The sequence below is a fragment of the Pseudomonas sp. SZ40 genome (assembly GCF_052958135.1).
Map to the genome: position 1 here is coordinate 1 of NZ_JBQWIF010000017.1, position 12,365 is coordinate 12,365.

12 protein-coding genes, 2 pseudogenes and 1 riboswitch are annotated in these 12,365 nt (G+C 58.3%); of the genes and pseudogenes, 10 read left to right on the top strand and 4 right to left on the bottom strand.

Annotation, left to right across the window (positions count from 1 at the left end; all coding sequences use genetic code 11):
• Together ACT9T4_RS14670 and ACT9T4_RS14675 are read right to left on the bottom strand one after the other, a co-directional pair.
• Positions 1-914 (bottom strand): annotated as a pseudogene (locus ACT9T4_RS14670) (IS3 family transposase); the annotation flags it as partial.
• 197 nt (positions 915-1,111) lie between these two features.
• The gene (locus ACT9T4_RS14675) at positions 1,112-3,022 is read right to left on the bottom strand and encodes a hypothetical protein (protein ID WP_042555574.1); all 1,911 of its coding nucleotides are present in this window, start codon (positions 3,020-3,022) and stop codon (positions 1,112-1,114) included.
• 258 nt (positions 3,023-3,280) lie between these two features.
• On the opposite strand from ACT9T4_RS14675, the pseudogene ACT9T4_RS14680 reads away from it, so the two are divergent.
• The 5 genes and pseudogenes from ACT9T4_RS14680 to ACT9T4_RS14700 form a co-directional block, all read left to right on the top strand.
• Positions 3,281-3,412, top strand: a pseudogene (locus ACT9T4_RS14680) (hypothetical protein); the annotation flags it as partial.
• 120 nt (positions 3,413-3,532) lie between these two features.
• Positions 3,533-3,970, top strand: coding sequence for a hypothetical protein (locus ACT9T4_RS14685; protein WP_499117738.1), 438 nt, complete (start codon positions 3,533-3,535; stop codon positions 3,968-3,970).
• Positions 3,971-4,163: 193 nt separating this feature from the next.
• On the top strand, positions 4,164-4,433 hold the full coding sequence (locus tag ACT9T4_RS14690) for a hypothetical protein (protein ID WP_499117640.1): 270 nt from the start codon (positions 4,164-4,166) through the stop codon (positions 4,431-4,433).
• A 339-nt stretch (positions 4,434-4,772) separates the two neighbouring features.
• A complete protein-coding gene (locus ACT9T4_RS14695; protein ID WP_499117642.1) occupies positions 4,773-5,591 on the top strand; it encodes a suppressor of fused domain protein in 819 nt (272 codons plus the stop codon).
• Positions 5,592-5,658: 67 nt separating this feature from the next.
• Positions 5,659-6,258: a hypothetical protein gene (locus ACT9T4_RS14700; RefSeq protein WP_499117644.1), complete on the top strand. Its 600-nt coding sequence runs from the start codon at positions 5,659-5,661 to the stop codon at positions 6,256-6,258.
• A gap of 110 nt (positions 6,259-6,368) precedes the next feature.
• Here ACT9T4_RS14700 and ACT9T4_RS14705 read toward each other — a convergent pair whose 3' ends face one another.
• Positions 6,369-6,644 carry a hypothetical protein gene (locus ACT9T4_RS14705; protein WP_052493845.1) on the bottom strand — a complete coding sequence of 92 codons (276 nt, stop codon included), beginning with the start codon at positions 6,642-6,644 and terminating at the stop codon, positions 6,369-6,371.
• 604 nt (positions 6,645-7,248) lie between these two features.
• A riboswitch (Fluoride riboswitch) is annotated at positions 7,249-7,308 on the top strand.
• A 61-nt stretch (positions 7,309-7,369) separates the two neighbouring features.
• On the opposite strand from ACT9T4_RS14705, the gene crcB reads away from it, so the two are divergent.
• Positions 7,370-7,747 carry a fluoride efflux transporter CrcB gene (crcB, locus tag ACT9T4_RS14710; protein WP_499117646.1) on the top strand — a complete coding sequence of 126 codons (378 nt, stop codon included), beginning with the start codon at positions 7,370-7,372 and terminating at the stop codon, positions 7,745-7,747.
• Positions 7,748-7,795: 48 nt separating this feature from the next.
• Here the strand turns inward: crcB and nhaA are convergent, their stop codons facing one another.
• Positions 7,796-9,061, bottom strand: a complete 1,266-nt coding sequence (nhaA, locus tag ACT9T4_RS14715) for a Na+/H+ antiporter NhaA (protein ID WP_179538597.1) — start codon at positions 9,059-9,061, stop codon at positions 7,796-7,798.
• 433 nt (positions 9,062-9,494) lie between these two features.
• Here nhaA and ACT9T4_RS14720 point away from each other — a divergent pair, with 433 nt between their 5' ends.
• From ACT9T4_RS14720 to arsH, 4 genes are read left to right on the top strand one after another with little or no spacing between them, the layout of a single operon-like run.
• Positions 9,495-9,842, top strand: a complete 348-nt coding sequence (locus ACT9T4_RS14720; protein ID WP_042555563.1) for a metalloregulator ArsR/SmtB family transcription factor — start codon at positions 9,495-9,497, stop codon at positions 9,840-9,842.
• Positions 9,843-9,863: 21 nt separating this feature from the next.
• Positions 9,864-11,147, top strand: coding sequence for an arsenic transporter (locus ACT9T4_RS14725; protein WP_179538596.1), 1,284 nt, complete (start codon positions 9,864-9,866; stop codon positions 11,145-11,147).
• Between the two features lie 26 nt (positions 11,148-11,173).
• On the top strand, positions 11,174-11,644 hold the full coding sequence (locus ACT9T4_RS14730; protein WP_042555565.1) for an arsenate reductase ArsC: 471 nt from the start codon (positions 11,174-11,176) through the stop codon (positions 11,642-11,644).
• 11 nt (positions 11,645-11,655) lie between these two features.
• Entirely contained in the window at positions 11,656-12,357 is a 702-nt protein-coding gene (gene arsH, locus ACT9T4_RS14735) for an arsenical resistance protein ArsH (RefSeq protein ID WP_042555566.1), read from the top strand.
• Positions 12,358-12,365: the final 8 nt, after the last annotated feature.

Sequence of the window (12,365 nt, forward strand, 5' to 3'; positions counted from 1 at the left end):
TCGCCACAACCGCTGCCGGAACAGACGGCTGGCGTATTGGGCGCCCTGATCGGAATGAAATAGCACCTGCTGCGGTTTGCCTCGTTGTTCGTAGGCCATGTCCAGCGCCTTGATGACCCGCTCAGCATCCGGCTTTGCGGAAAGCGCCCAGCCGATCACTCGCCTTGTATGCAGATCCAACACTACCGCCAAGTAATGCCAGCGACCTTGTGCCCAGATGTAGGTGATGTCGCCGCACCACACCTGATTGGGGCGCTCGGTGGTGAACTCCCGGTTCAGTTGGTTCGGGATATTTGGACGTTCAACCGTAGCCTGCTTGTAAGCGTGCGAGCCAGGTTGCTTGCTGACCAGGCCCAACTCACGCATCAACCGACGTACACGAAAGCGGCCGATGCTTACGCCATTCTCACGCAGCATACCCACAACGCTGCGGCTACCCGCTGAGCCTCGGCTCTGGCTAAACAGCTGGTTGACCTGGCTGCGCAGTACAACGCGGCGGGCATCAACACGGCTGCGCCGCAGGCAGTGGGCGTAGTAGCAAGACCGCACCACGTCGAACGCTGAACAGACCACTTCCACCGACTCCTGCTCACTCAACTGGTCTATCAGCGCGTACGATTGAACTCGTCCGACATCAAGAGAGCGGTAGCCTTTTTTAGGATCGTTTTCTCTCGTTCCAGTCGGTCAATTCTGGCTTCCAGCTCCTGGATCTTCTGCTGCTCGGGTGTCAGTGCTTTGCTTTTCGGCGTGACTCCCAGGCGGTCCTCTTGGAGCTGTTTCACCCAGCGGCGTAATGCCGAATCCACGACACCCAACGAACGGCAGGCCTCGATATGGCTGTAGCCTTGATCCAGTACCAAGGCCGCTGCCTCTCGCTTGAACTCGGCGGAAAATGTACGTCGTTGCTTGCTCATCAGACACCTCTTTCACGGCGAGGATTTTCGCCTAAATCGGTGTCCGGAATCAGTAGACCACTACAAGCCGTTGGTGCTCTAACACGGGGCAATCGATAAGCACGGTAGAGCGCCTTGCCAATAGGTGCCGAGAAAAGCACCGGCCACAAGACCGGGGCTTTTTGTGGGCATCTATTCGGCAGGAGTCTAAAGCGGCCTTATTGCTCATCGCACCCAGCGTTGCCACAGCTTTCCAGGCACTTCTGGTTGGCGGCACCCATACGCTCGACATCATTGCAGGCATAGACCTGGAACCAGTTCTGCTTGGCGACGCGGCAAGCTTCACTCTTGTACGGCACGGTGACGTGTTGCTGTGGCTCCTCTGGTGAGCACTGGTAGGTGGCATCGAAGGTTTTCATTCCAGCATCGGCGGCTACCTGGGCAACGATGTCGTCCAGCTGTTGGCTGCGCTCGGCATGGCCCGGAGTGCTGCTAATACCAGCGATGTTCTGCAGGGTTGCATTAGAGGCGTCGGTCTCCGAACGACGGGCTACTGCTGAGCTCCCCTTGAGTGCACTGTTGGTGCCCATGCTGGCACCACTCAGCGCCGACACCGCGGGCTGCAAGCTCCCTGCATTCTGTACGCCGAGGTTCTGTTGTGCGGTGGCGATGCCTCCGGCTTGGCCGTCGGTGAGAATATCGGCCGCCATCCCGGTGATCATTTGGTTGCGGATTTCGCTGGAAACTCCAGATACCGAGCTGACAGCTCCCGCGCCAATACCAATAGCCATGACCTTGCCGAACAGGTCACCACCGCCCGAGCCAGTTTGCGCCTGCTGGCGAGCTGCAGCTTGTTGTTGAGCTAGCTGCTGTGCCTCCTGATTGGTCGCCATCTCACGGCGCAGGCGATTGTTTTCCAGCCGGGTCTTGTACAGGGCATCGATGCGCTCTCCCTGGGAGTATTCACAACGCTCGGGACTGCCATCGACAGTGCAGACTCCATTGCCGTCGGGAGCGAAGCTGCTCATCTCGCCTTCATATATCGGGCTTTCATTGATGCTCACTTGGCCCTTGGTGAAGCCCAAGCCACCGTTGACTGCCACCATGGTGCCTCGAATCTGCAGGCCGGTGTCCAATCTGGACCAGGTGACGGTACCAGCAGGAACGCCTTTCTTGAACGGGCCGGAAATGCGTTCCAAGCCGGATGCATCGTAAGCATCCACAGTGCCTGACCAGCTGTTTTGTTCGCAGGTACCACTTGCGAGGCGCCAGCCAGGGAAGCCGCACGACTTGGCGCTGGCCAGTTGAGCGCTGGACATATGGCGGGGCCCCAGCTTGCCATTGCTGACCATGGCCTGAGAAACCTTGCCATCAGGTGAGGTGACCTGTACCAGACCATCATCCAAGTGGCCGAGGTCGAAGTTCCCCTGTACCTGCTCGCCGTTGGCAAAGCGCATGACGCCTGGGCCGTTGGCCAGGGGGAAGTTGACGATGCCTGCCGCATCGAAGTGAATATATTGCTTGGTGGCTTCTAGGTGGGGAAGGCTGTAAGTCACGCCGTCAAAAGCAATGTTGGCGTGTTTGGACTGTGTGGGCAGGCTGCAGGTGCCGGTCCAGGTATTGCCCTGAGGATCGCCCAAGGTACAGGTGCTACCTGGGAGCAAATAAACTCCCATCGAGAAGGAGACCATGGTGAATTTGTCGGAGCTGACCGTCCAGCCCGCAGGTGAGGTGTAGGTCCCTTTGGGGCCGGCCATGCAGCCGGAGCCGAACGTCAGGCTCCCATTAATTTGTCCGCGAAACAGCACCGTGCCGTTGGGGCGGTAGATTTCCCCGTCGCCCTCAAGATAGCCGGGCTGGGGCGTTCTGAACTCACCTTTGCAGGTTACATTCAGGTTGCCGCTGAAATCGAACCAGCGCCCCGAGCCCTTACCCTGTGGTACGCCGCCTTTCCACTCGCCGCTGTATTCGAAAGCCGAGGTGGCCGGACTGGTCTGAAAACGGTGGGTATAGACGCCATCGGAGATACCGGTTGGCATTGCTGCTGGCGTGAATTGCGTGCACCCGACGAGAAGCATGGACATCGCGCCCAGGCAAATGGTGGTGCGTGATGAGGCGAGCAGGCGCATATGGCACATCCTTGATTGGTTTATCGGATCCGAAGTTTCGCTCGCCGCCTGCTTTAGGAGAGGCGCGGATGAGAGCGATCGCAGATTGCCATATTCCGGGAAGGGCTCAAGCGTGAAAGGCTCGACTTTTATTGGTACGTTTGGAGTCTCGAGGAGGCAGTTAGCTCTTAGTCTTGCTTGGCCTATCGAGACCAACAGCTATTGGCCCAGAGTGTGTAAAAACGTCCGGATAAACCCCTGCTATGATTTCTGAGAAATTTGTCGCGAGGGAAGCCCGCGCAGAGGTTTATCCAAGGTGAGTACCGAGGTCACAGCAACTTGCTTCCCGAGAGCCTCGGTGATTACCTCAGCGAGACTAATGCGGTGCGGGTGGTCGATGTCTTCGTCGATGTATCTGCCTCTCTTCCCATCTGTATGAGGCGCTCGATGTCTAGCCGATACTCCCCATCTCCTACCAGAGCTGTCCTAGACCTGCAAAACGCACGTTCGCTTGTGGGAAAGCGGCTGAGTGTGCTGCTGCACGACCAGTACTATTTCAACGACGAGAAAGATCCGGGATATATAGGTTCTCTAGAGTGGCGTTTTGGCGAGCAAGAAGTTCTATCCATGTATCTCTTGAGTGATGGCCAGCGAGTCGGCTCGGACTTGTTGCCTTCTGATACGCCGGCTTCCTTTGAGATAGAGCCGAACGTGACATGCTCCTGGAAGAGGGAGAACCTGCTTGCAGGTCTATCGGCAACCCAGCTAGAGAACACAAAAATTTGCGCAGTTGAGGGAGTTGTCGACTCTTTAAATGGGCATGAGCCTTGGCTGGCCGGATTCAGAGTTACGTTCGAGACCGGTGACTCATTGATCTACCTTAATCAGGGCGACGAGGCCGTCGTATTGGTTAATGCGCTACCGCCGGTAAATGTAGGCCTCGAAACACGCTTTGTAACCTCGATTTGATGACAGCTAGAGGTGGTGCTGTTCATAAAGGTCAGGAATTGGCCGGTAGCTGCCCGTCGTCACCGCCTGCAATCGGCCAGAAGCGTCGCACGGGAAGGTGACTTTCTAGCGGAATCACGTGCTGAAATTGTCCGTTTGCTAAACTCTTAAACTCTCGAAGCAACCATCAGTACTCCCAGGGAAGCAAGCGCTAATGGAACTGACATTGAACGCCGCACGAGCATTAAGAGATGGTGGCATCGATGCCATGGCTGCCTTGGATCAGATGCTGATTCAGACTCTGAAATACCTCCCTGCAACACAGCATGCAGACATCAAGCTCGTTACCGGCCGGCTCATGGGCGCTGTCGCGAAGGAAACGATTGAAAAGGCCATTACGGCTTTCCCTGAGCTGAACCCGGACGACGAAACCTGGATTTCGGTGGCGATCAGCAAGGGGCTCGAAAGATCTTCAGCACCTTAAACATTGGCAAAGTGTCTTGCACACATGTCGCCAGATCCGTACTCAACTAGCCTCCAGCTCCGACCGCTCTTCATAGCCGCTGGCAGGTAGCTACCTCTCGAGAAAGCCCACTATCGCCGCCGAAAGCGGCCGGTTGCGAGTTGCTCGCTCTCGGCCGGCAGCTTCCATATCTACCAGCAGCATCCTCGCTGCCCTCCGAAAAGGCTGCTCTCGCTCCGTGATCTGGAACGTGGCCCATTCGGTTTTCACCTCCGGGCCAACCGGCCATAATGGCGCCTGCTTCTCCACTCAACCTGGCTGCCGCCATTGCGCAGCAGCGCGACTCTGCAAGGAACGCTCATGAGCTTTTTCCGGAAGCTGTTCGGACTCTCACCCAAACCCGCCACCGAGGCAGCATCGCCAACGCCACAGGCGGCGCAGACGCCTGACAGCGAGAGCCTCTTCGACGCCGCCAACCAGGCCGCACGGGAGGCCAGTGCCGACTGCCTGGATCGCCACTGGCAGTCGGTCGGCGCCGTCGAACAGGATGTGCTGGGCTACCTCATGAGCCCGAGTTTTTCCGGCGGCCCGTATTGGCCCTCCACCCGCCAGGCCTACCGCATCGTGCGCCGCGGTGACGCCATCATCCTGGCAACCGAAGGCCTCTCGGATCCCTTCGACGATGAAGAGGGGCAGGGCAACGGCTTCGAGATGGAGCTGTTCCTGGAAACCGCCGATATCCCGGAGCATGCCCGCGGCAAGCCGGGCGAGGTCGACCCGCTCAGGTACAGCTGGGCCTTCGAGCTGATCAAGCACGTGGCCGGCACCGTGGCCAATGCTGGCGGCATCGTCAATCAGATCGAGCAGTACGGCGTGCTGTCCCTGGAGTTGCCTGGCCTAAGCCAGTCGCACTACATGAGCGAGCAGATTCCCCCTGCATTCGTCAGCGACGACGATGCCGTGGGCGTACTCATCGGCGGCCCGGCGCCTGACTTCGCGACGCGCCTGGATGACATGCCGTTGTCGCCCGTCACGCTGATGCCCGTGGTGCTGATCACCGCTGCGGAGCTCGACTACGTGCGTGCTGGCGGCGCCGCCGCCCGTGAGGATCTGGTGCAGCGCCTGCAGGCGGCCGGTGTCGGCCACCGCAGTAACCTGCAGCGCGCCAGCGTGGTGTGAGTGGGCGGGCTGCTGCCTGGCGGCCTGACCTTTCAACTTCACCAATTCATGACTCGAGTGCCGACAGATGTTATCCGCACAGCAAGCCTGCTCAATCGTCCTTGGCCTCTGTGAAGGTGTCACCAGAGACGGCAAGCCGGAGCGTTTTGCCATTCAGTCTTGCGAGCTTTCGGCGAAAGGCGACTATTGGGTGATCTACTGCAACAGCGAAGACTACGTAGTGCACGGCAAGACCGAATACTGTTACGTCGGCGTCAACGCCCATCTCGTCGACGTCACGACCGGTGAATGTGAAACAGTGGCCAGCTGTTTTTCGGTTGAGCAATACCTGCAAGACAAAAGCGACCGTCAGGCCGCCGCTGGCAACAGCTATGTACTTTGCCCGGCCTTCTCCCGTGAAGATAAAGCTGCAGTGATCAACCTGCGACGAAAGCTGTCGTGCTCATGCCCGGACAGCTTTGTCCTGCTATCGAGCACCGGCCGACATTGGCTTACCGGCATACGCAGGTACCTCGAAGATGCCCAGCGAATGCTCGCGGGCGAAGGCATCACGACAACCATCGAGCTAGACCCAGACCCGAAAGGCGCCATCGCCATCGGGCCGGAGGCTTGGCACATCGATAGCGTGCTAAAGGCTGTTCAGAAAAAGCTCGAAAGGGACGATTGACGAGAAAGGCGAAAAATTCTTCTCTGCCACAGCCGGCCTGAATGCTTGGCAGTGAGAGACGCCAGCATGGAGCGGGCAGGGCAGATGGCTGCCGTGCCCCGCCCCAATCTTCAACCCTTGCGCGCCTCCCGCACCGCTGCCTTGTGAGCCGCCCTGACCAGATCCCAGGCATCCGCGCTAAGCAGGTAAGCGGCTTCGCTTATGTGTTGCACGTCCAGGGCATCTGCCTGAGTGATGTTCATGGCGGCGAGACTGTGCAGCAGGCCGCGCACCGCTCTAAGCCGCTGTTCGACGCTTTCCTGCAGATCCATGTACGAGCAATTGCTGTCGATCAGCATTACCGCTGTCGTGGTTGGGTTGCTGGAGAGTGGGAGGAGGTTAGTCATGGCCCTGGCCTCCGTTCTGGTGACCATCGCGGCGGCGTGCGGACGGATTTAGGGCGTGTTTGTGCTTCATGGGTTGGTGCTCCTACTGTTCGATAAGAGCTGCCACGAACCGTCGCCAAACGATCATGGGTGGCAGCCGTGCGCAGGTTGGCGAACCGGGACAGTAGGCACCCGGCAGACCCGAAGGTCTCCCACGCACGGCCACCATAAAGCAGCACTGCGGGCACAAAAAAAGCGCCTGCAATGGACTCTCTGGCGCTTGTGCGCCTACTGAAGTTCGGGTCGCCAAACCCGGTCGCTGAATTTGCAGCAACGTGCGCAGGTTAGCGTGGCAGATGTTCGAGGGCAAGCGGGTGGTCGGCTCAGTAGCGGCGGTTGTTGAGCGCCTGTGTTGGATCAGGCTGCTACGGAGCGAAGTGCAGAATGGAAGTGGTCGAGTCGAACAGGGAGACAACGCTTTTGAAGGTTTGAAAACCTGCTGCTCGCGGGCTGTTTCTGATTCATACCGGCAGCTTCTGGCTGGTAGCTGCTACCTGGGACAGGCTGCTGTCGGCCAAAAGTGGACATTGGCGACGCTTTATCTAGCGTGTATTTGAGATTAAGATCTAGCTCAGGAGATGGCATTCCTCCTTAACCGCCTCTGGCTAATGATGCCTACGAACCCTGGAAAGGGCCGTAGGCTATTGCGCGCTTTCCAGTATCACCCCCTCTTCTGGAAAGCCTCTATGTACAGCTCTCTGCTTGCCGTCATCATTGGCGGATCTCTCGGCCGTGTTGGCCGTTGGGTTTTGTCGATGAAGCTCAACCATCTGTTTCCGAACCTCCCGCTGGGCACCCTGTTAGTCAACCTGATCGGTGGATTCATCATCGGAATGGCGATGGCGTTCTTTGGCCGCTTTCCGAACCTTGACCCAGCGTGGAAGTTGCTGATCACCACGGGGTTCTGTGGTGGGCTGACGACTTTTTCCGCGTTTTCTGCCGAAGTGATGTTCATGCTTCAGCAAGAGCGCTTAGGGTGGGCGGCGGTCACCATAACCACACACGTGCTGGGCTCGTTGCTGATGAGCTTCGCCGGCTATTATGGCGCTACCAAACTTTCGTAGAACCCACTAAAAAAGGCCCGTCTGCGACAGGCCTTTTTGGCAGCGGGATCACATCCGCTGGACGTCCCCATCCTGGCGAATCTCAATTTTCTGCTGCTGTTCCTCCTGCAACTGATCTTGCGCTTTGGGTGCAAAGCGCAAGATCAGGCAGGCCACAGCGGCGGATAGCAGCGAGCCCAGCATGATGCCGATTTTGGATTCTTCGACGAACTCGGGGTGGCCTGGGAAAGCTAGCCCGCTGATGAAGAGGCTCATGGTGAAGCCAATCCCGCAGAGCATCGATATGGCATAGATCTGCAGCCAAGTGCAGCCTCGCGGCTTGGCCGCCAGCCCTGACTTCACCGCCAGCAGCACGCCGCCGAACACCCCTAGTTGCTTGCCGATGAACAGCCCTGCTGCGATGCCGAGCGGCAGCGGCGCGATGACGTCCGCCATGGAAAGGCCTGCGAAGGAGACGCCTGCGTTGACGAAGCCGAAGGCGGGGACGATTAAGAAGCCTACCCATGGTGCGATGCCATGCTCCAAACGGTGTAAGGGCGAGTCAGCGGCGTCCGGCTCTCCAGGTGTAGGTATGTAGGGAATCAGGAACGCGCCCACGACGCCTGCAATGGTGGCATGCACTCCTGAGAGAAGCGTCACGTACCAAAGCAAGGCCAGGCCGATCAGATACGGCCATAGCACCATCACTCGCATGCGATTGAGCACGAACAAAACGCCGATGATCACTGCTGCTGCGAGCAGCGCCATGAGGTTGATTGAGGATGTGTAGAAGATTGCGATGATGGCCACTGCGCCCATGTCATCAATGATGGCCACGGAAACCAGCATCAGCTTGAGGGATAGCGGTGCATGGGGCCCTAGTAGAGCCAGGGCGCCGATGGCGAAAGCGATGTCGGTAGCGGCAGGAATGGCCCAGCCATTAGTCAACAGAGGGTCGCCCTGGGTTAGCGTCAGATAGATCACTGCCGGTACTGCCATACCCATCAGAGCTGGCAACGCCGGTAATCGGCGCTGCTCCCAGGAAGATAGGCGCCCATCTACCAGCTCGCGCTTGATTTCCAGGCCAACCAGCAGGAAGAAGATGGCCATTAGGCCGTCATTGATCCACAGGTGTAGTGTCATAGGGCCAAGCTTGTCGCTGAGCGTAGGGCCTGTTTCAACGTGGAGAAGATGCAGGTAGGTGCTGGCCCAGGGACTGTTGGCAACAATCACGGCGGCTGCGGCTGCGATCATCAGCAGTACGCCACCGGCTGCCTCGCTGGCCAGAAAGCGCTTGAGCGCGGACTGCCTTAGGGGGGATGACGATTGGGTCATGAAGGGTTCTCCTTTAGCGAATGAAAACTGGCGCTGTATCGCGCAGAGCACGCGGCCGTTAAACGGCGGACACAGCGAAGCACTGGCCAGGAAATACGCTGGTCAGCGGTAGGAATGCGGAGTGTTGAGTTGGCAGGGCGTGCCCAGCGGAGCTTCAGAGAAGCGGGGCGTTGCCATGAAAATTGGGACTGCTGCATGTCTCTGGAAAGCCTCACGGAAAACGACTAATCGTTCTCCGTATACGGGGCTAATCCCGGGCGCACGCAGCACACGCCAATAAACAGAATCATATCTCGGGGTCATGCGAACCTCAATCAAACAGCATTTCAGGCTGTTACGCGTGCTCTTCAAAAAATCGTTGATGGCACTAGCAATGCGATCAATGTAACATGTGGATATCCGCATATTCGGTTTTCCATTTATACGAGTCGCCATGCTGACCCCACCCGAAGCCTTCAAGTGCCTGGCAGACGAGACCCGCGCTCGTGCCACCCTCCTAATCTCTGAGCACGGAGAGCTCTGTGTCTGCGAGTTGATGTGCGCCCTGGAAGACAACCAGTCCAAGATCAGCCGTCACTTGGCGCAGCTCCGGACAGCCGGCCTGATGCTTGATCGCCGGCAGGGACAATGGGTGTATTACCGGCTTAATCCCAGCCTTCCAGAGTGGTTCAAAGACGTGCTTCGCATTACGTCAGAAGGCAACGCTGCGTGGCTGGGCGACAGCACGGCCCGCCTGAGCAAGATGAATGGACGCCCCGAGCGTGCCACCAGTTGTTGCTAGTTTTTGCCGAGAGCCTTTGAGATGGTCGTCGCAGCGGCTGTATTTGTCTTCACCCTTATCCTGGTCATCTGGCAGCCACGCGGCTTAGGCGTTGGCTGGAGCGCAACTGTCGGTGCCACCCTGGCCCTGCTGGTTGGTGCGGTATCGTTTCAGGACATCCCGACTGTCTGGGCGGTGGTATGGAACGCGACCGCAACATTCATCGCGATCATCATCATTAGCCTGTTGCTGGACGAGGCCGGTTTCTTCGAGTGGGCGGCCTTGCACGTTGCTCGTTGGGCGAATGGTAACGGACGGCGCCTCTTTGCATTTACAGTGTTGCTGGGAGCAGCGGTTTCAGCGTTATTCGCTAATGACGGTGCCGCGCTAATCCTCACCCCCATCGTCATTTCGCTTTTGGTGGCACTGCGTTTCTCGGCGGGCGCCACACTGGCATTTGTCATGGCTGCAGGCTTCATTGCAGACACCGCGAGTATGCCGCTGGTGGTCTCCAATCTGGTCAACATCGTTTCTGCTGACTTCTTCAAACTGGGCTTTGCCGAATATGCCTCCGTCATGGTGCCGGTCACCGTGGCCAGCGTGGCATCGACGCTGCTGGTGCTTTTCCTGTACTTCCGCCGTGAGGTGCCAGCCACTTACTCGTTGGCCGATCTGAAAGATCCTCGATCCGCGGTGCGAGACCGCAGCACCTTCATCTGTGGCTGGTGGGTGCTCGGGCTGCTGCTGCTCGGCCTATTTGCGCTGGAGCCGATAGGCGTGCCAATCAGCGCAGTCGCTGCTGTATGTGCAGCGATCCTGTTTGCGGTTGCATCCAAAGGACATGTGATCTCGACTTGCCGGGTACTGCGTGAGGCGCCTTGGCAAATCGTGGTCTTCTCGCTGGGCATGTACCTAGTCGTCTACGGGCTGAGTAATGCAGGTCTCACCAGCCACCTCACAGCCGTACTCAACCGACTTGGCGAGCATGGCGTCTGGGCCGCAGCGCTCGGCACCGGGCTGCTGTCAGCCCTGCTGTCATCGGTCATGAACAACATGCCCAGCGTACTGATCGGTGCGCTGTCCATCAATGCGAGCGCCACCTCGGGCTTAGTACGCGAGGCGATGATCTACGCGAACGTGATCGGCTGCGATCTTGGCCCGAAGATTACGCCCATCGGTAGCTTGGCCACCTTGCTGTGGCTGCATGTCCTTCAGCGTAAAGGTATCCGAATCACCTGGGGTTACTACTTCAAGGTTGGTGCCTTGCTCACTTTCCCAGTTCTGCTCATCACCCTTTCTGCGCTCGCTCTGCGGTTGAGCCTTTGAGCCCGCCAATGGCGGTAGGAGTTAGCATGCGAGTTCTATTCATGTGCACGGCCAACAGTTGCCGGAGCATCCTCTCTGAAGCGATGTTCAACCACATCGCGCCCCAGGGATTCGAGGCTGTGAGTGCCGGTAGTTTTCCCAAGGGGCAAGTGTTGCCGCGCAGTCTGCAAACGCTGAAAGAGGCAGGTATCTCTACCGCAGGCTTGAGCAGCAAGGGTAACGACGCTTTCGAGGCGAGCCCGCCTGATATCGTAATTACCGTCTGCGACAAGGCCGCTGGTGAGGCATGCCCGGTGTACTTCGGCCCGGCGCTCAAATCGCATTGGGGGCTGGAAGATCCTTCCGATCTGCAGGGCGAAGAAACCGAGATTTCAGCTGCTTTCAATGCGACGCTCGCGCAGATTGAACGGCGTTGTCGCGCATTCCTGGAACTGCCGTTTGAAGACTTGAGCCGTGACGAGCTGAAGCGCGAGCTGGATCGTATTGGCCAACTCTGAGGAATCCATCTATGACCGTTGAACTCCCCAACGTCGAACACGCCCTGATAGGCCAATTCTCCAAACGCATCGAAGCGAGCCAGCACAAGCCGCGAATCCTATTGCTCCATGGCTCCACCCGTGAGCGCAGTTTCAGCCGGCTGTTGGTCGAAGAAGCTGCGCGACTGCTTCAGCACTTTGGCGCAGAGACCCACATCTTCGATCCATCGGGCCTTCCGCTGCCTGATGACGCGCCGGTTGAGCACCCCAAAGTTCAGGAGCTACGTAATCTTGTACTGTGGTCTGAGGGACAGGTCTGGTGCTCACCGGAGCGACACGGCGCCATGTCCGCTGTATTCAAGGCTCAGATCGACTGGATTCCGCTCACGCTGGGTGCGGTCAGGCCCAGCCAGGGCAAGACACTCGCGGTTATGCAGGTATGCGGTGGCTCGCAGTCGTTCAACGTGGTCAACCAACTGCGCGTTCTGGGTCGATGGATGAGGATGTTCACCATCCCTAATCAGTCCTCGGTGCCCAAGGCCTACATGGAGTTCGGCGAGGATGATCGAATGAAGCCATCTGCCTACTACGATCGCGTGGTCGACGTGATGGAAGAGCTGATGAGGTTCACCCTTCTGTTGCGTGATCAGAAAGACTTCCTCTTGGATCGTTATTCCGAGCGCAAGGAATCGGCTGAACAGCTATCTGCCCGCGTTAACCAACGCTCCATCTGAGGTGCCGG